Origin of the sequence: Pseudomonas sp. HB05 (assembly GCF_016756915.1) — a bacterium.
Taxonomy (GTDB): Bacteria; Pseudomonadota; Gammaproteobacteria; order Pseudomonadales; family Pseudomonadaceae; genus Aquipseudomonas; species Aquipseudomonas alvandae.
Genome location: NZ_JAESPG010000005.1, coordinates 224,619 through 246,253 on the forward strand (window position 1 = coordinate 224,619; position 21,635 = coordinate 246,253).

Sequence of the window (21,635 nt, forward strand, 5' to 3'; positions counted from 1 at the left end):
TCCGTCACTCCAAGTGTTCGGGGGGATCGCCCCCGCTACGCACTGCTGAGCGAACAGCATAGTAAACACTGGGTTATTCTGCCTTGATGATCTCCGTTTGCAGGGCCTGCTCCAGTTCTGTCATTGCCTGTTCGAGGGCCTGGGCATGCCCTTCGATTCGTTCTGGTGCCTGATGACAGGCCAGCTCCAATGCCTCGCAGAGTTGAACCAACGAAGTCGCCTGTACGATGCGGGCGACGCCTTTGATTTTATGGGCTGTCTCGGCCAATGCTCGCCTGTCTCCGTTTTCAGCGGCGTCAAGCAACTCCTGCCGGTCCGAACGGTTGCTGCTGAGCAGTTCCGCCAGCAAGCGTCGCGTCGACACGGGGTTGCCTCCGGTCAGGGCGTGCAGGCATTGCGCGTTGAATGCGTGGGGACGCTTGGCGGGTTTGATCTGGTTCATCCATTGATTCAGCGCGCTCAGACTGATCGGCTTGAACAGGCAATCGTTCATGCCGGCATCCTTGCAACGCTGTCTTTCCTCGGGTTGTGCGTTGGCCGTGAATCCCAGGATGGTGCAGGGCGGTAGCTGATGTTCCGTCTCGCGCAGACGGATCGCCCTGGCGAGTTCGTAGCCGCTCATGATGGGCATGTTGCAATCAGCGATCACCAGGTCGAAATCCCCGTCCAGCCAGGCCTTGAGCCCTTGCTCGCCGTCGTGGCTGAGGTGGTGGTGATGGCCGAGGTATTCCAATTGCTGGGACATCAGCAGGCGATTCGCCGGATGATCGTCCACGACCAGGACGCTCAATGCACAGGCGGCGGTTTCGACCATGGGTTCGGCCTCAGGGTGCGCCGGAGCACCGGGCAAGGCGGTCAATTGCAAGGAGACCCGGACCTGGGTGCCAACGCCTGGCTGGCTGTCCATCCGCAGATCGCCCCCCATCATCCGACAGAGGTGACGGCTGATCACCAGGCCCAGGCCTGCGCCCTTGCGCGCCATCCGGCTGCTGTTATCGGCCTGGGCAAACGGCTCGAACAGCCGCCCCAGGTCCGCCGGGCTGATACCGATGCCGCTGTCGCTGACCTCCAGTTGCATGTGCAGCGTTTCTTCGTGGACGGTTGGCGACAGCTTCACGCTCACCTTGACCTCTCCTTGCTCGGTGAATTTCAGGGCGTTGCTGATCAGGTTCGAGATGACCTGCTTGAATCGCAATGGGTCGATGTGCACGTTCGGATTGCCTTCGGCAGGCTCGAAGTGCAATGACAACGCCAGGTTTTTCTGCCGGGCCAATCCCGCGAACACGCGAATGACCGACTGCAAGAGGGCTCTCAGGTCGACACGTTCGGGCGCCAGGCTCAGATGGCCTGATTCGATACGGGCGATGTCGAGGATATCGCCGATCAGCTCCAGCATGCCGGAGGCCGACTCGTACGCGACCTCTATTGCCGAGCGGTCCACCTGGCCTTTGTCGGCGTGCTTGAGGGCGAGCTCGAGTATGCCGATCACGGCGTTCATCGGCGTGCGGATCTCATGGCTCATGGTCGCCAGGAAGGTACTTTTGGCCCGGTTGGCATTCTCGGCCTGCTCCTTGGCGGCACGCAATTCGTCGAACAACTCTCGCCGTTCGCTGATATCGATCCAGCCGCCGATGATGCCTTGTACTTGAGCGGCCGAATTTCGGTAGGGGAGGATCCAGTGGTAGATCGTGAGCTTCCTGTCACCGATGTGCAGCGGCCGATCAACGATCAGGGGAATGCCTTCGGTCATCACCCGTTGATAGTCCGCCTGGTATTCCTGCGCCTCGAAGGCGTTGCTCATGGCGCCGGGCATGACGTTCTTGCCGATGACGTCCTCGCGTCTTGCATTGAATGTTTCAAGGTAGCTGTCGTTGCAGCTTTGCAGGAAACCGTTGCGGTCCCGCACATAGATCGGGTGGGGCGTGCCGTTGAGCAGGGCGTGCATGAATTCCAGCTGGTCATTGAGCGCCAGCTCTGCCTGCTGACGTTGCCTGATCTGGCGCTGCATGTAGGCATTCCAGGCCAGGGAGAGCAGGAGTAACAGGCCAGCGCCTGCGGCGACCTGCAGGAACACGCGGTTATAGGTGCGCCAGGCCACTTCCGACGCCGGGACGTAGCCACGCCAACGGTTGTTGATGACGCCCAACTCGTCCGGGTCGATGCTGGTCAAGGCTTTGTCGAGGATGGAATTGAGCTCCGTGGCATTTTTTCCAACGGCCAGGGAAAACATTGCCTGCTGGGTGCCCACGGTGCTGCTGATTTGCAAGGTGTCCCGCAAGGTATGGGAGGACATGAAGTAATTGGCCATGACCAGGGAGTTCACGCTGCCATCGGCTTGCCCTTGGGCGACTAACTGGACGGCGTGCAGCGAGTCGATGGTTTCGATTATTTGCAGGCCCGGGTACTGGCTGCGTAGCCAATCGATGACGGGGTTGCCTTTGGCGATCGCCAGGCGCTTGCCCGCGAACTGGTCCAGTGTCGCCGGGGTATCGGACTGCTTGCGCGTCAACAGGACGAAGGAACTGTCCATGTAGGGACGGCTGAATCTCAGCAGTCGTTGCCGTTCGCGGCTGGGCGAGAGCGCGGCAATGACGTCCGCCTGGCCGTTCAGGACTGCGGCGATCATGCCGTCGTCTGTCCCGTGGCGCTGGATGTCCAGGCGCAGGCCGGTACGCAGCCTGACCCGTTCCAGCAAGTCGGCGCTGATGCCGCGAAAATCGCCGTCCGGATCGAAAAAGGTAAACGGGGCGAACGTTTCGTTCACGGCCACTCGGACTGTGGGGTGCTGGGCCAGCCAGCGCTGTTCGCGGTCGGTCAGTTGTATCTTGTGATCCGTGAGGTACAGATCGCTGCCGGCACTCCAGCGCTTGGAAATTGCCGCTTGTTCAGCGATGGGGGTCTGGTTGAGCGTGGCGTTGATGATGTCCAGCAATCGGGTGTCGTCGTGTCGCAGCGCGAAGGCGAATCCGGACGACTCATGTTTGGCGAAGCTGGCCATGCGGATGTTGCCCAAGTACCCCTTGTTGATCATGTAATGGGTGGAAATGGTGTCGCCGAGAAATACATCGGCCTGCCCGAAGGCGACTGCGTTGATGGCGTTCTGGTAGGAGGGGTAGGCGATGACAGACGCTTTGGGGTACAGCTTTTCGATTTCGTGCAGGGGCAGGTAGTGATAGACCATGCTCAACCGCAGCCCTTCGAGATCGTCGGTCAGGGGCCGGTTTTCACTCGTCCGGGTGACCAGGACCGGTTGATCCACGGCATAGGGAGTCGACAGGACGATGCCGGTGGTTCGGGCTTCGAAACCGTTGGCACTGCCGAGCAGGTCGATTTGCCCCTGCTTGAGCGCGGTAATGGCCGCCTCGCGGGAGGCGAAGCGCAGGACTTTCATTGGCAGGCCGGTCGCTTTGGCGATGAGGCCCGCATAATCGGCGGTCATGCCTTCATAGTCGCGCCCGCTGGTGGAAAGGTCGAAGGGCGGGTAATCCGGCGCGGAAGTTCCGAGGACCAATTCCTGGCGACCTTGCAGCCAGGTTCGTTGGGTCTCGTCGAGACGGATTTCGATAGGATCCGTCGTCGCGCGACTCAATAGCGCGTAGCGCTGGGGCATATTCGGCGTCGCCATGAGCATCTGCGCATATAACCCTGCGCCTAACAGCAGAAGATAGTTGCTTATGCGATTGAACATCCGATTGTTTCTCACACCAGCGAGTTTCGCTTTGCCATTTCAATCAGGTCTACCAACGACTTAACTTTAAGTTTTTGCATGAGCCGTTTTTTATAGGTGCTGACTGTTTTATTGCTCAGGAACATGCCCTTGGCTATTTCCTTGTTGGTGCGGCCTTGGGCAAAAAGTTGCAGAACCATCAACTCGCGGTCATTGACACTCTTGAAAAGATCCAGCTCGATACTGCGGGGATCGTCATGAGCGACGGGCGTCAGCGCCTGGCTGGGAAAATAGTTATAGCCGGACAGTACGGCTTTTATTGCGCTGACGAGTTCGCTGAGATCTTCCTGTTTGCAAACGTAGCCGGAGGCGCCGGATTGCATGCAGCGAATGCCAAAGAGCGTAGGGGATTGAGCCGTCAGCACCAATGTCTTGAGCGGCGTGGTCATGGCATTGAAGCGTGAAAGAATTTCCAGTCCGTCAAGTTTGGGAATGCTGATATCCAGGATGACCAAGTCGGGCATGCACTCGCGCACCATTTGCATCGCATCGACGCCGTTGTCAGTTTCCCCTACGACTTTATAACCTTCATGCTCCAGCAGCATTCGAACGGCGAGGCGGATGACCGGATGATCGTCGACAATGAAAACGGAGTTCATGAATAAAGTCCCCTGCAAGCTTAAATAAAGCGCGCACCTTAGCCCAGTTAAGGCCAGCTCGTACGAGGAGACGGGGCACGCGTGATCAATTTCAGAACTTTCCTACAAAAAAAGACGCGAGATACCACGATGTACTTAGCCAATTAGTAGGCGGGTAGCGTGGGAAGGGGATGTTTATCTTCTAGCTTGTGTATGTATTTTCAAGTTGTGAAACTAAGCAGGGCTGCAGTTTTCAGCTATTTCCAGCCACTCGCCAGCGTTTTCCAAGCCATTGGAAAATGTTTATTGAAGAAGCAGTCAAACCACCGATTGCGGGAGCGCAGCCGCTCGCTCCCGCAGGATTCCGGTCGTTGCCGGGTCAGTTCACTGGCGGGTGCGCCCCGTCATTTCCTGGGCCATTTCGCTGGCATAGCTGTCGGTCATGCCTGCGATGAAATCAATCATCCGCAGGAAAGCGCCATGCAGCGGCCCGTCAGGATCGGGGGCGTTGTTGCCCAGCAAATCGAGGATTCGGCGATTCTTGAATGAGGGCGTTCGACCACCGTGTTGTTCCAGGGCGGCGCCGCAAAAACCGTTGAGCAGGATTTCCAGCGTGGTGTAGGCACCGATCTCGTTGAGCGTCTTGCGCTTGTCCTGGAATATTTTCTTGCGGGCCATGTCCTTGGCATTCAACACGCAGCGCTTGGCCGGCCCGTGCATGTGTTCCACGAGGTCGCCCTGCAGTGTGCCGGCAAGCAGCGCATCCTGTTGTTCGACGAACGCACGGGCGGCGGCGTTGGTCAGGTGTTCGATGGCCTTGCCGCGCAGGATAGCCAGCTTTCGCCGCCTGGAATCCAATGGTCCAAGCTGGCGATAGGTTTCCGGCAGATCGTCTCCGACCAGGTCCAGCAGCAGCGATTCCACCTGCGAATATTCCAGCAGGTCCATTTCCACGCCGTCTTCCAGGTCGATCAGCGCGTAACAGATGTCATCGGCGGCCTCCATCAGGTAGACCAGCGGATGCCTTGCCCAGCGCTGATCTTCGATCTGCGGCAGGCCAAGTTTGTGGGCGATTTGCTCCAGAAGCGGCAATTCGCTCTGATAGCAGCCGAACTTGTGCTTCTTGTAGCCCAGTGAGTCGGCGTGACGGGCTGTCCAAGGGTATTTCAGGTAGGTGCCCAAGGTTGCATAGGTGAGCCGGGTGCCACCGTCGAACTGATGATATTCAAGCTGGGTGAGAACCCGGAATCCCTGGGCGTTGCCTTCGAAATTGAGGAAGTCGTTACGCTCGGCCTCGCTCATCGCATCAAGCCAGCCACGCCCTGCGGCCTGTTGGAACCAATAGCGGATGGCGTCCTCGCCGGAATGACCGAACGGCGGGTTGCCGATATCGTGGGCCAGGCAGGCCGATTGCACGACCATGCCCAGGTCGCTGGGTTCACACCAGTCTGGCAGGGCGCTGCGGATGGTCTCTCCGACGCGCATGCCGAGCGAACGACCGACGCAGCTGACCTCGAGCGAATGGGTCAGGCGCGTATGGATATGATCGTTGCTGGACACCGGGTGCACCTGGGTCTTGCGCCCAAGGCGACGGAATGCACCGGAGAAGATAATGCGGTCATGGTCTTTGTGAAATGGACTGCGGCCCAGTTCTTCCGGACTGTGCAGCGTTTTTCCCAGGCGTTCGCGAGTCAGCAGGGTGTGCCAATCCAAGGCCGGTTGCTCCGTTTGTTGAGTCGATGCCCTAGCTTCCCGGTTCGCGCGGTGTCCTGCAAGGCCTGAGGGCTGCGATCAGTTGTGCCAGGGTGTTGCATTGACAGTCGAAGCGGGCCGTTCGATGAGAAGGGCCCGTCGAGCAGCATCAGGGTTTACGCGTACTCTTGGCGAGCTTGATCAGCGGAAGCAACGTCGTTGCCAGCCGGATCAGGCGCGACAAGCCCCCGGAGCGCCCGCGCCGGGTTCGCTTGCCGCCGAGGAAACCCAGCAAGGTGACCGCGGCCACGCCCCAAAGCGAGGCATGCTTGAGCCCGAAGCCCTCATGCCAACTTTGCGTAAACCCCCGCACCCGTTGCAGCGGGTGCAGCAGTTGCCGCGTTTCCTGGCGAATTTCCTGGCGGTGCATCTCCATGCGCAAACGCACCAGCGCCTTGCGCATCTCCTGTCGGGTACGGGCTTGAGGAATATCGGGCAGGCTCATGGCAACAGGCGCTCCCGGTCATTGGCCAATTCTTCGAGAGTGGCGTGGAAAGGTGAGGATTCGTCGTAGATCGCAGCCTTGAGCCGAAGCCCGCAGAACAATGCCGCCAGCAGGTAGAACAGGCAAAGGCCAATGATCCCCGCCAGGCGGTAGGTGTCCCACACCAGAATCAGCACGAGTGCCGACAGGCCAACCAGCAGCAGCAAGGCAAAAACCAGCGCCAGGCCGGCAAATAGCAACAGGCTGACGGTACGGGCCTTCTGTTCCTGCAATTCGATGCCGAACAATTCGACGTGGCTGTGCAGCAAGCCGAGGAACGCCGCGCCCAGGCGTCGTGCGGTAGGTCTTGTGCCCGTTTCGGGCGAGCCGGATTCGTCGATACCCATCATTAGCGCCGTGTCGCCAGCAATCCGATCAAAAAGCCAACGCCTGCGGCAATACCAACCGATTGCCAGGGATTGGCCTGTACATATTCTTCGGTGGCGATCACGGCGGCCTGGCCGCGCTCGCGCACGGATTCTTCGGTCAGCTTGAGCGTCTCGCGGGCGCGCAGCAGGGTTTCGTGGATCTGGCTGCGCAGTTCGTCAGCCTGGTCGCCCGCCAGCGTCGCGGTGTGATCCAGCAGTCGCTCGGTATCGCTGACCAGCGTCTGAAAGTCTTCCATCAGCGTTTCTTGAGCAGTCTTTGCCTGGGTTCTGGCCATGGGTGGATCTCCGTAGGTGACGTCTGAAGCGTTCGAGTATGAGCCATGCAGGAAGGTTCAGTGAAACTGACTGGTACAACTTTTGCTCGGCTTTTTGCCATGTACTGGTGCGTGAGCCTGCGCCAGTGCGCTGAAGCTGGGCGAGCGCCCTAAAACCTTGATCCAGAAAATCAAAAAACGCAAAGCACGACGAAGCAGGGCATCGGTTCGCTCATTGTCATGCACCAAAGCGGTTCGACCGCCTTCGACAGGCTGGCGGATTGTTTTAATTTGGTGCGCTGATGGCGCGAAATGAACCGCTTCGGTGCTTTTTCAACTTTTTCAGGTCTGCCAATCACCATGGAAAATATGCAAAGCGCCGTGGACAGTCTGGTCCATAGTTCCAACACGCTGTTCATCCTGCTTGGTGCTGTCATGGTCTTGGCCATGCATGCCGGGTTTGCGTTCCTGGAAGTCGGGACGGTCCGGCAAAAAAACCAGGTCAACGCGCTATCAAAGATCCTCAGTGATTTTGCTGTCTCGACCCTGGCCTATTTTTTCATCGGTTATTGGGTTTCCTATGGCGTGACGTTTGTGCAACCGGCGGCGGCCCTTGCTGCGGACCACGGCTATGGCCTGGTGAAGTTTTTCTTCTTGCTGACATTTGCCGCTGCGATCCCGGCCATTATCTCCGGTGGAATAGCCGAGCGAGCTCGCTTCGCGCCGCAACTGTGCGCCACGGTGCTGATCGTGGCGTTTGTCTATCCCTTTTTCGAAGGCGTGGCCTGGAACGGCAACTTCGGCTTGCAAGCTTGGCTGCAGAGCCATTTCGGCGCCGGTTTCCACGACTTTGCCGGTTCCGTGGTGGTTCATGCCATGGGTGGCTGGCTGGCGTTGGCCGCTGTCCTTCTGCTCGGACCGCGTAACGGGCGCTACCGGGACGGGCGACTGGTGGCATTCGCCCCGTCGAGCATTCCGTTCCTGGCGTTGGGTTCGTGGATCCTGATCGTCGGCTGGTTCGGCTTCAACGTGATGAGCGCCCAGACCTTGCCCGGTGTGAGCGGGTTGGTGGCGGTCAATTCCTTGATGGCGATGGTGGGCGGGACCGTGGCGGCGTTGATTGTCGGGCGCAACGACCCGGGCTTCCTGCACAACGGACCGTTGGCTGGCTTGGTGGCGGTTTGCGCGGGCTCCGACTTGATGCATCCGATTGGAGCGCTGGCGACCGGCGCGATTGCCGGCGCTCTGTTTGTGTGGTGTTTCACAGCGGCCCAGGGCAAATGGAGAATCGACGACGTACTGGGTGTCTGGCCGTTGCATGGGCTATGCGGTGTCTGGGGCGGTATCGCCTGCGGGATCTTTGGCCAGCAGGCCTTGGGCGGCCTGGGCGGGGTGAGCCTGGCCAGCCAACTGATCGGTACGGCACTAGGCGTGGGGATTGCGCTGATCGGCGGGTTCGCGGTGTACGGGGCGATCAAGGCTTTGTTGGGGCTGCGTCTGACCCAGGAAGAAGAGTATTACGGCGCCGACCTGTCGATCCACAAGATCGGCGCGGTGAACCTGGACTGATCGGTATCACGGCTCCTTGTCCTGGTTGCCCGGATAAAATCCGTGCAGGAGCCCATAACGCTCGTGGCGGACTTGATCGACATGATGCCGGACTCGCTGTTCAGGCAACCCGAGCATGATCAGCGCGTGGGACGCCAGCATCAGGCTGGACTCCAGCAGTTCCGGGACCACTTCGGTGGCTCCGGCGGCCTGCAATTCGGCCAGTTGACTGTCGTCGCGGGTGCGCACCAGGACAGGTACGTGCGAATTCACCCGCCGGACCTCCTTGAGTACCGTCATCGCGATGTCTGTCTTGTCCACCGCGATCACCACCAATCGCGCGCGACCGAGCCCGACCGCGGTAAGCAGGTCCGCTCGGCGTGAATCGCCATAATGCACGCAATGTTCGCCCGCAGTGGCTTCCCGGATGATGACCGGGTCGTCGTCCAGGGCGACGAATTCCAGCCCCTCGCGGCGTAGGAAACGCCCAATGGACTGGCCGACGCGACCATACCCGCAAATCACCACGTGGCCTGACAGGCCTGCATTGCGTTCGCTGATCTGCTCCAGTTGCGCTTCTTCGTTGGGTTTGCGGTGCAGCCGGGCAGCTATGCCTGGCGCGGCGCGGAGGAATAATGGAGTCACCAGCATCGAGCAGAATGTCGCGGCCAGTAGCAGGCCACCGATATCGGCGGGCATGAAGTGGTTCTGTTGCATCAGGGCCATCAGGGCGAAACAGAACTCGCCACCCTGGGCCAGGGCCAGGCCGCTGCGCCAGGCCGTTTCGCCATCGCTGCCGCGCCATTTCACCAGTGCGGCCACCACGCAGCCCTTGATGGTCATCAGGCCGAGGGTCAATCCGAGGATCAGCAGGCCATCGTCCATGAACAATTGCAGGTCGATCAGCATGCCGATGCTGACGAAGAACAACCCGAGCAGGATGTCGCGGAACGGGCGTATGTCCGCCTCGATCTGGTGCCGGTAATGGCTTTCACCCAAAAGCATCCCAGCCAGGAACGCTCCCAGGGCCGGTGACAGGCCGAGCAGGTGGGTAAGCCACGCCGTGAGCAGCACGATCACCAGGGCCAGCAAAACGAAGAGCTCGGCGGAGCGGGATGCCGCCACTTCATGGAACAGGCGCGGCAGCAGCAGCCGGCTGGCCAGCAACAGGCCGCCGAACAGCACCAGCGTCTTGCCCAGGGTCAAGGGCAACGCCCAATACCAGGCGTCGTCACTGTTACCTGCAAACACAGGCACCAGGGTCAAAAGCAATACCGCGACGACGTCCTGGAACAGCAGCACCCCGATCGCGTTCTGGCCGTGGCTGCTGAAGATCTCTCCCAGGCTGGACAGCTCCTTGCTGACAATGGCCGTAGAAGACAGTGCCAGTCCTGCGCCGAGTAGCAGTGCCGCCGCCAGCGGAGCGCCACTGCCTGCCAGCAGCACGCCCAGCAGCGCGGCTGAGCAGAGAACTTGCAGGCTTCCAAGGCCAAACACGACCCGACGCAGTTCGAGCATCTTCGACAGCGAGAACTCCAGCCCCAACGAAAACAACAGGAAAACCACCCCAAGCTCGGCCAGGTCTGGCAGCTCTTCGCTGTCATTCACCCAGTCCAGCGCGGTGGGCCCGACAGCCAGGCCGACGCACAGATAGCCCAGCACCGGTGGCAGGCGCAGGCGCCTGAACAGGGCAATGACCACCAGGGACGAGGCGAGAATGATCAGCAGGTTGGCGAACAAGAGAAACTCCGTTTCAAGGTTTACGAGACCCAGCGTAGAACAGAAAAAACACCGAGCATCACTGGAAAAGCATTTGGGCTCAGTGATTTGCGTCAGCGTTTTACCGAAACAAACTGCGACATGGTACCCGGCTCGACGGTTGCGTGGGGCGGGCCTAGAATGGCGATCTGTCTTTTTGGGGTACCTGCCATGACACCGGAATGCCAGCTGTTCGGCACCCTGGGTTGCCATCTGTGTGAAGTCGCCGAGGGTGTGTTGATGCCTTTCGTCGAACATGGATTGTTGGTGGAACTGGTTGATATTGCCGAGAGCGATGTCTTGTCCGAAGCCTACGGGCTGCGCATTCCCGTGTTGCGCAGGATCGACACGGGTGCGGAACTGGATTGGCCGTTCGACGATCCTGACCGGGTTGCTTCATTCCTGCGTTGACGCCTTCCATCGGCTGGACCTGCATGCCGCCATTGGCGAAAGGGTGTTCTTCGGTTACTGTATGTCCATACAGCTACTGGAGTGCAACCCTTGGTCAATGTCGAGCAATTGAAAAACAGCGTGAACCGGATGTCCGTGGACGTTGTACGCGAAGCGGTACTGGAGTTGCGTCTGGACGGTCTGGTCACGGAGGGCAAGACACCTTTCAACAAGCTGCACTTCAATACCTGTTTCGCCGAGATAGAAGCGCTGTTCCAGCGCGCCGGCTACCACAAGCAACTGGATGTGGTGGGATATCAGGGCCTCTTGTATGCCTTGTACGATCCGGGGCGCTGGGAGGCGGTCGAAGTGCTGCGCTGGTTGAAGGAATTCACCGAAGCCGCTGCAAGGCGGACAACGGTCTCCGCCTGAGCCGAGTATCGCTGGGCTGGCGTAGATGACTGTCGGATAATGCCGGCCCCAGCAAAAAGGTAAAGAGTCTTCAATGCCCGGTTCATCGTTTTCCGCAGCTCATCAGCAGGCCAGCACTTTGTACCTGCCGCCCGGTGCCTGGCAGACTGTGCTGGAATGCCTCTGCGAGCATTTCAGCGCGATCAGCCGTGAGCAATGGCTGGACCGGATTGCACGGGGCCGGGTGCTGGACGGGGAGGGGAAGGCGATCCGTGCCGATCTGCCATACCGTGAAGGCCTTCGCATCCACTATTTTCGTGAAGTGCCCGATGAAAAACCGATCCCAGTGCTCGAGTCGATCCTCTATGCCGACGAGCACCTGGTGGTGGCAGACAAGCCGCATTATCTCCCTGTCACTCCGGCGGGCGAATATGTCGAGCAGACCTTGTTGCGGCGATTGATCCGTCGGCTGGATAACCCGCATCTGGTGCCCCTGCACCGTATTGATCGGCACACGGCCGGGCTTGTGCTGTTTTCAGCCAACCCGCAGACCCGTTCGATCTATCAATCGTTGTTTCCGACACGCCGAATCGAAAAAAGCTACCAGGCGATTGCGCCCGCGTTGCCTGGATTGAGTTTTCCCCGCGTGCATGAGAGCCGGTTGGTCGATGGCGAGCCGTTTTTCCGAATGCAGGAGGGGGCGGGCGCACCCAATACCGAGACGGCCATCGACGTGCTGGAAAAAAACGGTGACCTGTGGCGCTATGGACTGTATCCGGTCACCGGTAAAAAACATCAGTTGCGCGTGCATATGAATGCCTTGGGCGCACCTATCTGTAACGATCCGTTCTACCCCGATGTGATTCGGGATGCCCAGGATGACTACTCCAATCCGCTCAAGTTGCTGGCCCAAGAATTGCGTTTCTTCGATCCGGTCACGAATCAGGATCGGTTTTTTGAAAGCAACATTACGCTGCAGTGGTAGCCATTGCGTTTTCGACAGGCAACAAAAAGCCCGCAATCAATGCGGGCTTTTCTGTATCTGGCTGTGACGTTGAAGATTACAGATCTTTAACGGTACGAACCTGGTCCTTGTTCACGCGAGTCTGCTTGCCGTCCAGTTGCTCGAATTCGTAGAAGCCGCTCTCTTCATCGTATTTAGGCGTGTCGACGGCCTGGATTTCGCGACCGTCATTCAAGGTGATCACTGTTGGCGATGCACACCCGGCGAGAGTGGCGAGGCCCAGCGCGAGCATGAAAGTAGCGAGGGTCCGTTGGTTCATGGTGTTTCTCCGAAATGGATTCTTCAAGTTACTGACCTTCAGACGTATACATCGCGCGCAAGTTCCTGGCTAGTGTCAATCTGACACGCCTTTGTGCTGGGCGAGGAGTTCCGGCGTGTTGAGATTGGCCAGTCGGGGATCGTTGGACGGGCATTGCAAGGCGACTGCTTGCAGCGTGCGCATGATGCGACCGGGGCTGCGTTCTCCATCGCTCCAGGCTTGTTCGAAAGTGGCTGACAAGGCGCGGGGAATGATGCAAAGCAGCGGCTCCCAATGTTCGCCGTGACGCACCATCAGTGGTTTGTCAGGATGTTTGCTGGCCGTTTCGCGCATGCTGTCCAGCAGACTCGAGTCGATTTGCGGTACGTCGCACGGCAACACCAGCAGATAAGGATGCTTCGCTGCCTTGAGACCAGCCCTGATTCCAGCCAGCGGGCCCGGAAAGTCACCTTCATCGTCATGAACCAACTGGTCGGCATACGATGCGTAGCGCTCCAGGTTGCGGTTGCAGGAAATGATCAGGTCGTCGCTCAGGGTGCGGGTTTGCCGATGAAGGTGGGCAATCAACGGTTCACCTCGCCACTCCAGCAAGCCCTTGTCCTGCCCACCCATGCGTTGACCGCGTCCGCCAGCGAGGAGCAGCACGGAGCAAGGTGGCAGGGCATTATTCGAGGTCATCGGGTGTCTCCGCACGGGCGAAAAAATGGGACGCTGTGATATAACACCAGGCTGTTTCCCCTACAACTGGACGAGCCTATGAAAGCCAAGGCTGATGTACCTTTCGTGCCGCTCAATGTCGCGGTGCTGACTGTCAGTGATACCCGTACCCTGGAAACCGACACCTCGGGCCAGGTCTTTGTCGATCGCCTCAGGGAGGCAGGGCACAACCTCGCGGCACGGGTGTTGCTCAAAGATGATTTGTACAAGATCAGGGCGCAAGTTGCCGCCTGGATCGCCGACGATGTCGTGCAAGTTGTGTTGATCACTGGCGGTACCGGCTTTACCGGGCGTGACAGCACGCCGGAAGCCGTTGCGTGTCTGTTGGACAAGCAGGTCGATGGTTTCGGCGAGCTGTTCCGGCAGATTTCCGTCGCGGACATCGGTACCTCCACTGTCCAGTCGCGGGCACTGGCCGGCCTGGCCAACGGGACGCTGGTATGTTGCCTGCCCGGGTCGACCAATGCGGTGCGCACGGGATGGGACGGAATCCTGGCCGAGCAGCTCGACGCGCGGCATAGGCCGTGCAATTTCGTGGCCCATTTGAAACAGGCGGCACCTTGTGAATCCCGTGGGTAAACCGGGCAAGACGGGTGCCTTGATGGCCGTCGAGGTCGCCTTGGAGCGCTTGCTCGAGATGGCGGCCGCCACGCCCATCGTCCAGCACGAGCGAGTGTCGTTGGCCGAGGCCCAGGGAAGAGTGCTGGCGGAGGATCTGGTCTCGACGCTCGACCTCCCGCCATGGCCCAACAGCGCCATGGACGGTTACGCCTTGCGCCTGGCTGACTGGGATGGTGAAACACCGCTGGTGATCAGCCAGCGGATTTTTGCCGGGCAATCTCCGGACCCCCTTGCCGCTGGCACCTGTGCGCGGATCTTTACGGGGGCGCCGATCCCGATGGGCGCCGATTGCGTCGAGATGCAGGAAAACGTCATCGTCGAAGACGACCAGCGGGTGCGGTTTACCCAGCCCATGGCCTGCGGGCAGAACATCCGTCCCCAAGGACAGGAAACAACCGTTGGAGAGCAGGTTCTCGGCGCCGGCACTCGCCTGGGGCCGATTGAGTTGGGGCTTGCGGCATCCTTGGGGCGTGCATCGCTGGACGTGATACGCAGGGTGCGAGTTGCTGTGCTGTCCACAGGTGATGAGCTGGTAGAGCCCGGCCAGCCCCTGGGGCTGGGGCAGATTTATAACAGTAATCGCGTATTGCTCTGTGGTTGGTTGCAACGCCTGGGTTGTGATGTGGTCGATGCGGGTATCCTGCCTGATGACCTGGCCACGACTCGCACCTGCCTGGCTCAACTATCGGACGTCGACCTGATTCTTTCCACGGGCGGTGTATCGGTGGGGGAGGCGGATTTCCTGGGCATTGCGTTGCGTGAAGAAGGAGAGTTGACGCTCTGGAAGCTCGCCATCAAGCCGGGGAAACCGCTGACGTTCGGGCATTTTCGCGGCGTGCCGGTGATTGGCCTGCCTGGAAACCCTGCCTCGACCCTGGTGACCTTCGCCCTGTTGGCGCGGCCTTATCTGTTGCGTCGCCAAGGTGTTCAGGCGGTGTCGCCTCTCAAGTTCCAGGTGCCCGCCGGTTTCGTCTGGACGAAGGCAGGCAATCGGCGCGAGTTCTTGAGAGGACGCATCGAAAATGGTCGAGCCATCATTTATCGCAACCAGAGCTCCGGTGTCCTGCGTAGTGCCGCCTGGGCCGAAGGGCTGGTGGAGGTCCTTGAAGGAAGGACGCTGGCTGAAGGCGATATCGTCAGTTTCATCCCCTTGAGCGAAGTCCTGGACTAGTCCGGCAATCGCCAACGTGCTGCGGCCCGATTCTATATCGGGTCTCTACGCGCTGTTGCCTTTATCGCGACAGCAGCATCACCAACTGATCGAAACGATTGTTCGCGACCCACCCCAGCAGCCCGACCACGACTGCCGCCGCACCCGCCAGATAGGCAAGGCGGTGTCGTACGGCCTTGACGTCGATACGGATTTCATCCATGTCCCTTCGGATGTATTTGAGGTGGGCTTCCAATTCAACGACGCGCGGTTCCAAATCAATTCCTCCAACGGGATTACTGCAACGTTTGCATTCGCTTTTGAGATCGGCCGGTTCGTTCCCGAAGGACGCGAGGTGGCGGGGTGACAGCTTGTATTCATGGCGATGCATGGAGCATTTCCTCCCTGTCGCCATGATTTCTTGAGCGCGTGAGCGGGCCCCAGGGGGCCGTGAGATATCCATCCATGGGTTACACATCCTTGTCTGATGGTTGTTTAGAGGTTCAGCACAACACCCTGTCAAGGTGTCTCAATACGGTTAGAGGGTCAATTGAGCTGATTCGCCAAGTCTTGTAAGAAAATTCTTGGAATCGAGAAATTGATCAGGTTTTTTGCGGATATTGCCCATGTCCGGGGCTATTTCCAGCGAATGAGCGGTCCCATTTCCTGAACCTTCCAATGACGGAGACAACGATGAGCAAAGGCAAGGCGCTATTGATCCTGCACGGCAAGCAAGCGCTCAACGAAGAGGTTCGCGCGGCAGTGATGCTCAAGCGCAAACAAGGCTGGGACTTGGCAGTGCGGTTGACGTGGGAAGCGGGCGATGCCCGGCGGTGTGTGGATGAGGCCCTGGACGCGGGTTATAACCGATTGATCGCTGGCGGCGGGGACGGGACCTTGCGCGATATTGCCGAAGCCATTGCCCAGCAATCCGGCGACGCCAGCCTGGTATTGCTGCCTTTGGGTACCGCGAATGATTTTGCCCGGGCCGCCGGTGTGCCGCTGGAACCGGATCGCGCCTTGGACTTGCTGGATATCACGCCGCGGGCGGTCGATCTTGGTGAAGTTGGCGGGCAGATATTTCTGAACATGGCTACGGGTGGTTTCGGTAGCCAGGTGACGGCGAACACCTCCGAGGACCTGAAAAAAATCCTCGGCGGCGCTGCCTATCTGTTCACCGGCCTATCGCGCTTCAGCGAATTGAGCGCAGCCTATGGCGAGCTGCAGGGGCCCGGTTTTCATTGGCGGGGCGATCTGTTGGCGCTGGGCATTGGCAATGGTAGGCAGGCCGGAGGAGGGCATTTGCTGTGTCCGGAGGCGCTGGCGGACGATGGCTTGCTCGATATCAGTATTTTGCCGGCGCCTCAGGAAGTGGTGAGTACGCTCAAGGATTTGCTGGCCGGTGGGCTGGGCATCGACAACATGTTCGTGCGAGCACGCTTGCCGTGGGTGGAAATCAAGGTGGCCCAAGGCCTCGACATCAATCTGGACGGCGAACCGTTGCAAGTAGACGACCTGCGTTTTACGGTTCGCCCGCAAGCGCTACGTGTACATCTGCCCGCCGATTCGCCTCTGCTGGGCGGCTCGACGAAGCTCAATCGTCCAGGCTGATGATCTGCTCGCGCACGGCAAACAAGACCAACCCGGCCACGTCGTGGATCTGCAGGCGCTTCATGATCTGAGCCCGATGGGTTTCCACCGTCTTGATGCTCAGGCTCAGGCCGTTGGCAATTTCCCGGGTGGACTTGCCGCGAACGATCAGTCGCAGGATTTCCAACTGGCGTGCCGTCAGGTTGTGGGTCTGGGCAGGATCGGGCTGATATTTTTGAACGCGGGTCAGGGCCTGGTTGATCACGGTGTGGGCAATGGCCGGGCTCAGGTAGCGTTCGTCGTTGCGCAGGGCTTCCAGCGCGTGGCCCAGTTCGGTGGGGGTCGTGTCCTTGAGCAGGTAGCCGTGCGCTCCTGATTCCAGCGCCTGCATGATGAGTGCGGGGTCGGTGTGCATGGACAGGATCAGGACCTTGCTGTGGGGACGTACTCGCTTGAGTTGCTGCAAGGCTTGCAGGCCGCTGGTGTCTTTCATGGAAATATCCAGCAGCACGATGTCGGGGTTGAGCCGTTCCACCAGCTCCAGCAACTGCGAGCCGTCATTGGCTTCGCCGACAACGGCGTAGCCAGGGAGGTCCAGGACCAGGGCGCGCACACCCGCACGGATAAGCGAATGGTCATCTACCAAAAGCAAATTACAAGTCAATGGAGAACCTTATTCTTGCTGGCCCGCTCCAGGGCGCGGGGCGCCCAGGGAAAACGAGCTTCGATATGCGTGCCTTTGCCGGCCTCGCTGACTATTTTGAGCGTGCCGCCCAGTTGCTCGACCCGCTCCGACATGCCGGCCATGCCGCGTTGTCCTTCGCGGGCAGGGTGGTCGGCTGGGACAAATCCCTGGCCGTCGTCGCTGATCACTAATGTCAAACCTTCGGGCAGCCGTTGCAGGCGCACGAGGAGATTCTTTGCCTGGGCGTGGCGCAGAATGTTGGTGATCGCTTCCTGGGTGATGCGAAAGGCGGCGACGGTCATTTCTTCCGGTATGCCGGTCATGCGCTGCTGGCAATCGAGGCTCCAGTTCACGGACGTATTGGCCAGTGTCTTGAGCAAATGCGCACGCAGGCTGGCTTCCAGGCCCAGGCTGGTCAATTGCCTCGGATTGAGAATCGCCGACACATCGCGCACCTTGTTCAGGGTCTCGTCGAGCGTTTCGCTGAGGACAGAGCATTGGTCTTGCAGCTCTTGCGGCATGCGGCGCTTGAGCCATTCGCTCTGCAGCTTGGCCGCGGTCAGCAACTGGCCAATGTCATCGTGCAATTCGCGACTGAGTCGATGACGTTCGTTTTCCTGGACTTCCAGAAGTCGGTCGGCCAGTTCCTGCGGCTGGAACTTGATCGACTTGCGCGACAGTCGATACTGGATCCAGACGCAGGCCAAGACCGCCATGTTCAGTGCAAGCAAGCTCAGCGGCACCGTCATGGCCGACCAGTAGGCCAGCAGGCTGCCGAGGGTCGAGCAGATGCACAGCAAAAGTGTGAGCCGACGGGCGTTTTCTCGGGAGGGTGGCCAGGAGGTAAATGACTTGAAGCTGGCGTACATAACGGATGGAGCCAATGGATGTTCGCTGCGGGCAGGCCAGTCAGCGAATCTGACGGGCCGGGTCGGGTAAAAGGTTCAGGTCGAGGACGGCTTCGGTTGGCGGCTTTTGGCGCGGCGGTTCGAAGTGACTGACGGAAGACATAGTACCACTTCAAATATCGTTGGTCGCGCTCGGCTTGGTGGTAGCAAAGCTCGGTGAGCCGGGCACTTGGCTGGCTGCCATGACGGGCGGTTTCATGCTTGTTTCTGAGCGTAGGGTACCAGCCCCAGCGGGCGTGGAGTTTGCAGCGCCTGGCAAGGATTCTGGCCCACCTGGAACGCAAACGCTTCGATCAGGGAGGTTTGTTCGCTGCTGTCCAGGCTCAATTTGCCTGTGGTGTGGTCAACCAGTTCGAGTTGCCAGGCCATCAGTGTGAAGCAGTCTTTCAATGCGCCCAACGCCTGGTCGTGCAACTCCATGCGATTTTGCGCGTGGGTGAGCAGACCATGGATGTGCAATGAAAAATCCGAAACGGCCTCCAGCGCAAGGGCATCGGCCTTGTTTGCCAATTTCAGCAACGTGCTGAGCATGCAATCAATGGCGTCCTTGTCGTTGTTGATCAGTTGCAGGTGGCTCAGGCATTCCTCCGACTTGGCCAAGAGCGTCTCGGCTTCGGTCAGGAACTCTGGAAGGCGCTGGTTCCAGTTCTTGCGATCGTTCGGCATGCTTATCTCCACAACATCATGTCAGGCGAAAGTAAATCGCGTGTGGCGAACGCTGGATCCCATGGCCGTGAACGAACGACGGCGCCTCGCGCATCCCCGCCGCTTGGCAGAGTCCGGCGCGCAAACGATTGCACGCGCGGGATCGGCCGAATGGCGGGAAGGTCGATGTCCTGTGGTCGCGCACAAAAGCCTGACTCCGTTCAGCAATGAGAATGGCGTCACATTAATGGCTATTGAATAGCGGGAATATCAGGTTGGACCTGATTGTGCCTAGGGGAAACCCTTAGGCAGGGGAACTTTGTCCGCAAACCGAAGTCGCGCGGCGGGGAACAGGGGGATGAAAAAAGCAGGAGGCCAGTAAAACATGATGTTAATGTGATATCAATCTCTCGCCTTGATATTTCATTTCAGGGTCAAGATTTGGCGCAGGACGCCGATAGCGCCATTACAGGATTCATCCGAACAAGCCCAGGAGTCATCGATGGCCGGCATTCTCGACACAGTAGATCAACGAACCCAACTGGTGGGTGAGAATCGCCTGGAAATTCTCATGTTTCGGCTGGCCGGGCGGCAATTGTTCGCCATCAACGTATTCAAGGTCCAGGAAGTGTTGCAACTGCCGAAGCTGACCTTGATGCCCCAGCGCCATCCATTCGTCTGCGGCGTGGTCAACCTGCGTGGCCAGACGCTGCCGGTCATCGACCTGTCCCAGGCCATCGGCATGCGTCCGTTGGTGCCGGGGCCGAACAGTACCATCATCGTCACCGAGTACAACCGCTCCGTACAGGCGTTCCTGGTGGGTGGCGTGGACCGCATCGTCAACATGAACTGGGAAGCCATCCTGCCACCCCCGACCAGCGCCGGCCGCGAGCATTACCTGACCGCCATCAGCAAGGTGGACGACCAGTTGGTGGAAATCATCGACGTGGAAAAAGTCCTGGCCGAAATCGTCCCTTACAACGCCAAGGTTTCCCGCGACAAGCTCGAAGACCCGGTGTTGGAGCGCGCCCGTGGCCGTGAGGTCCTGCTGGTGGACGACTCCAACGTCGCGCTCTCGCAATTGCGTGACACCCTGGGCCAGTTGGGCGTGAAGATGCACATCGCCAGCGACGGCCTGAAGGCGCTGAACATGCTCAAGGCCTGGGCGGACTTCGGCGAGGTGATGACCGACAAGTTGCTGATGATCTTCACCGATGCCGAAATGCCGGAAATGGACGGTTATCGCCTGACCACCGAGATTCGCAACGATCCGCGCTTGCGTGGACTCTATGTGGTGCTGCATACCTCGCTCTCCGGCAGCTTCAACGAGTCGATGGTCAAGAAAGTCGGCTGTGACAATTTCCTTTCCAAATTCCAGCCGGACAAGCTGGTAGACGTGGTGCGCCAGCGGCTGATGCTCGACTGATACCGATCCCGGTTTGCTTCGGTGGCCGGCTCGTATAAGGTGGCTTTTTTTCGCCTGGGGAGCTGACCATGTTGCGGCTGAGCGCGCTGTATCGTTATCCGTTGAAATCCGGCAAGGGCCAATCGCTGCAAGGGATTGGCCTGGACAAGCTGGGGTTGGACGGTGACCGCCGCTGGATGCTCGTCGATGAAGGCAGCGGGCGATTCCTGACCCAGCGGGCCGTGGCGAAAATGAGCCAGCTATCGGCCTTGTGGAACGAGGCGGGCGGCCTGACGCTCAGTGCGCCGGGCTACGGCACCTTCGAAGCGGCGTTGCCGCCGGTCAGCGAAGAACAACGACGCGGCGTGATCATCTGGCGCGACACCTTGCGGGTGCCGGATGCCGGGGACGAGGCGGCGGCCTGGGTCAGCGAATTCATCGGCCAGCGCACCCGGCTGGTCCATGTCCCGGTGGAATTGGCCCGTACCACGGCAGCCGGCTATGGCCGGGACGACGACAAGGTCGCTTTCGCCGATGGTTTTCCTTTGTTGTTGATTGGACAGGCCTCTTTGCAGGATCTGTCTGGCAAGGTCGGCCGCCCCCTGGAAATGCTGCGCTTCCGTCCCAACCTGGTGATCGAGGGCAGCGAGGCATTTGCCGAAGACGGCTGGAAGCGGATTCGTATCGGCGACGTGGAATTCCGGGTGGTCAAGCCATGCTCAAGATGCATCATGACCACCGTCGATCCGCAAACCGGTGAGCGCGATCCGAATCGCGAGCCTTTCGCGACGTTGCAGCAGTACCGTTCGACGCCTGACGGCGCGATGTTCGGGCAGAACCTGGTGAATGACGGCAACGGCAGGCTTGAAGTGGGGATGCCGGTCGAAGTGCTGGAATAAAACTCTCAAGAACAAAAATGCCCGTGTCCAATGACACGGGCATTTCTATTTACCGGACAACCGTTTTCGCCACGAAAATATCAGGCGCGATATTCACACAGGTAAGCCGTGTCAACGGCGACCTTGAGCTGGAACTTGCTGTTGGCCGGGACGTTGAACTGGCTGCCGGCCTCGAAGGTTTCCCAATGGGTGCTGTCAGGCAGCTTTACGCTCAGGGCGCCAGACACGACGTGCATGATTTCCCGCTGGGCGGTGCCGAATTCATATTCGCCCGGTGCCATGACGCCAATGGTCGCTGGGCCTTCGGCAGTGCCGAACGCGATCGACTTGACGGTGCCGTCGAAGTACTCGTTGACTTTAAACATGGGCGATTCCTCGAGAAAGGGCTGAAAAAGGCCGGCCAGTATGCACAAGGCCACAACAGTCGTCATCTGTCGCGCC

23 protein-coding genes are annotated in these 21,635 nt (G+C 59.5%); 9 read left to right on the forward strand and 14 right to left on the reverse strand.

Translation table 11 applies throughout. The features are described 5' to 3' along the window. Positions 1-73: 73 nt before the first annotated feature. From JMN22_RS08035 to JMN22_RS08060, 6 genes are all read right to left on the reverse strand, one after another. Complete coding sequence (locus tag JMN22_RS08035; RefSeq protein ID WP_198797272.1) at positions 74-3,688, reverse strand: transporter substrate-binding domain-containing protein; 3,615 nt, start codon at positions 3,686-3,688, stop codon at positions 74-76. 11 nt (positions 3,689-3,699) lie between these two features. After that, positions 3,700-4,326: a response regulator transcription factor gene (locus tag JMN22_RS08040; protein WP_030141896.1), complete on the reverse strand. Its 627-nt coding sequence runs from the start codon at positions 4,324-4,326 to the stop codon at positions 3,700-3,702. 363 nt (positions 4,327-4,689) lie between these two features. Continuing rightward, positions 4,690-6,018 carry a deoxyguanosinetriphosphate triphosphohydrolase gene (locus JMN22_RS08045; RefSeq protein WP_030141897.1) on the reverse strand — a complete coding sequence of 443 codons (1,329 nt, stop codon included), beginning with the start codon at positions 6,016-6,018 and terminating at the stop codon, positions 4,690-4,692. 148 nt (positions 6,019-6,166) lie between these two features. Then, a complete protein-coding gene (locus JMN22_RS08050) occupies positions 6,167-6,502 on the reverse strand; it encodes a hypothetical protein (protein WP_030141898.1) in 336 nt (111 codons plus the stop codon). Next, the gene (locus JMN22_RS08055) at positions 6,499-6,888 is read right to left on the reverse strand and encodes a phage holin family protein (RefSeq protein ID WP_030141899.1); all 390 of its coding nucleotides are present in this window, start codon (positions 6,886-6,888) and stop codon (positions 6,499-6,501) included. The genes JMN22_RS08050 and JMN22_RS08055 overlap by 4 nt, the downstream gene beginning before the upstream one ends. A 2-nt stretch (positions 6,889-6,890) precedes the next feature. Continuing rightward, positions 6,891-7,205, reverse strand: coding sequence for a DUF883 family protein (locus JMN22_RS08060; protein ID WP_030141900.1), 315 nt, complete (start codon positions 7,203-7,205; stop codon positions 6,891-6,893). A gap of 339 nt (positions 7,206-7,544) precedes the next feature. On the opposite strand from JMN22_RS08060, the gene JMN22_RS08065 reads away from it, so the two are divergent. After that, complete coding sequence (locus JMN22_RS08065; protein ID WP_198797271.1) at positions 7,545-8,753, forward strand: ammonium transporter; 1,209 nt, start codon at positions 7,545-7,547, stop codon at positions 8,751-8,753. Positions 8,754-8,759: 6 nt separating this feature from the next. Here the strand turns inward: JMN22_RS08065 and JMN22_RS08070 are convergent, their stop codons facing one another. Further along, positions 8,760-10,472: a cation:proton antiporter gene (locus tag JMN22_RS08070; RefSeq protein WP_198797270.1), complete on the reverse strand. Its 1,713-nt coding sequence runs from the start codon at positions 10,470-10,472 to the stop codon at positions 8,760-8,762. 189 nt (positions 10,473-10,661) lie between these two features. Between JMN22_RS08070 and JMN22_RS08075 the strand changes: the two genes are divergently transcribed. From JMN22_RS08075 to JMN22_RS08085, 3 genes are all read left to right on the forward strand, one after another. Next, positions 10,662-10,901 (forward strand): glutaredoxin family protein, encoded by a 240-nt coding sequence (locus tag JMN22_RS08075; RefSeq protein ID WP_030141903.1) that lies wholly within the window; start codon positions 10,662-10,664, stop codon positions 10,899-10,901. Positions 10,902-10,991: 90 nt separating this feature from the next. Continuing rightward, positions 10,992-11,312, forward strand: coding sequence for a transcriptional regulator (locus tag JMN22_RS08080; RefSeq protein ID WP_030141904.1), 321 nt, complete (start codon positions 10,992-10,994; stop codon positions 11,310-11,312). Between the two features lie 73 nt (positions 11,313-11,385). Beyond that, positions 11,386-12,276, forward strand: a complete 891-nt coding sequence (locus JMN22_RS08085) for a pseudouridine synthase (protein ID WP_198797269.1) — start codon at positions 11,386-11,388, stop codon at positions 12,274-12,276. A 76-nt stretch (positions 12,277-12,352) separates the two neighbouring features. On the opposite strand, the gene JMN22_RS08090 is transcribed toward JMN22_RS08085, so the two are convergent. Next, entirely contained in the window at positions 12,353-12,574 is a 222-nt protein-coding gene (locus JMN22_RS08090; protein WP_030141906.1) for a YgdI/YgdR family lipoprotein, read from the reverse strand. 75 nt (positions 12,575-12,649) lie between these two features. Beyond that, positions 12,650-13,252, reverse strand: a complete 603-nt coding sequence (gene mobA, locus JMN22_RS08095; protein WP_030141907.1) for a molybdenum cofactor guanylyltransferase MobA — start codon at positions 13,250-13,252, stop codon at positions 12,650-12,652. Positions 13,253-13,330: 78 nt separating this feature from the next. On the opposite strand from mobA, the gene moaB reads away from it, so the two are divergent. Next, positions 13,331-13,870, forward strand: a complete 540-nt coding sequence (gene moaB, locus JMN22_RS08100) for a molybdenum cofactor biosynthesis protein B (RefSeq protein WP_198797268.1) — start codon at positions 13,331-13,333, stop codon at positions 13,868-13,870. Positions 13,871-13,892: 22 nt separating this feature from the next. Further along, positions 13,893-15,083 (forward strand): molybdopterin molybdotransferase MoeA, encoded by a 1,191-nt coding sequence (locus tag JMN22_RS08105; RefSeq protein ID WP_198797291.1) that lies wholly within the window; start codon positions 13,893-13,895, stop codon positions 15,081-15,083. A 61-nt stretch (positions 15,084-15,144) separates the two neighbouring features. Here JMN22_RS08105 and JMN22_RS26520 read toward each other — a convergent pair whose 3' ends face one another. Further along, positions 15,145-15,453 carry a hypothetical protein gene (locus JMN22_RS26520; protein ID WP_236010353.1) on the reverse strand — a complete coding sequence of 103 codons (309 nt, stop codon included), beginning with the start codon at positions 15,451-15,453 and terminating at the stop codon, positions 15,145-15,147. Between the two features lie 302 nt (positions 15,454-15,755). On the opposite strand from JMN22_RS26520, the gene yegS reads away from it, so the two are divergent. Then, positions 15,756-16,673, forward strand: a complete 918-nt coding sequence (gene yegS, locus JMN22_RS08115; RefSeq protein ID WP_030141911.1) for a lipid kinase YegS — start codon at positions 15,756-15,758, stop codon at positions 16,671-16,673. Here yegS and JMN22_RS08120 read toward each other — a convergent pair. From JMN22_RS08120 to JMN22_RS08130, 3 genes are all read right to left on the reverse strand, one after another. Next, a complete protein-coding gene (locus tag JMN22_RS08120) occupies positions 16,657-17,316 on the reverse strand; it encodes a response regulator (protein WP_030141912.1) in 660 nt (219 codons plus the stop codon). The genes yegS and JMN22_RS08120 overlap by 17 nt on opposite strands. Further along, positions 17,313-18,206 carry a sensor histidine kinase gene (locus JMN22_RS08125; protein WP_030141913.1) on the reverse strand — a complete coding sequence of 298 codons (894 nt, stop codon included), beginning with the start codon at positions 18,204-18,206 and terminating at the stop codon, positions 17,313-17,315. The genes JMN22_RS08120 and JMN22_RS08125 overlap by 4 nt, the downstream gene beginning before the upstream one ends. A 234-nt stretch (positions 18,207-18,440) precedes the next feature. Next, entirely contained in the window at positions 18,441-18,911 is a 471-nt protein-coding gene (locus JMN22_RS08130) for a hypothetical protein (RefSeq protein WP_198797267.1), read from the reverse strand. Positions 18,912-19,392: 481 nt separating this feature from the next. On the opposite strand from JMN22_RS08130, the gene JMN22_RS08135 reads away from it, so the two are divergent. Beyond that, positions 19,393-20,316, forward strand: a complete 924-nt coding sequence (locus JMN22_RS08135) for a chemotaxis protein CheV (RefSeq protein WP_030141915.1) — start codon at positions 19,393-19,395, stop codon at positions 20,314-20,316. A gap of 68 nt (positions 20,317-20,384) precedes the next feature. Next, on the forward strand, positions 20,385-21,194 hold the full coding sequence (locus JMN22_RS08140) for an MOSC domain-containing protein (RefSeq protein WP_030141916.1): 810 nt from the start codon (positions 20,385-20,387) through the stop codon (positions 21,192-21,194). Positions 21,195-21,274: 80 nt separating this feature from the next. Here JMN22_RS08140 and ppnP read toward each other — a convergent pair whose 3' ends face one another. Next, complete coding sequence (ppnP, locus tag JMN22_RS08145; protein WP_030141917.1) at positions 21,275-21,559, reverse strand: pyrimidine/purine nucleoside phosphorylase; 285 nt, start codon at positions 21,557-21,559, stop codon at positions 21,275-21,277. Positions 21,560-21,635 lie beyond the last annotated feature (76 nt).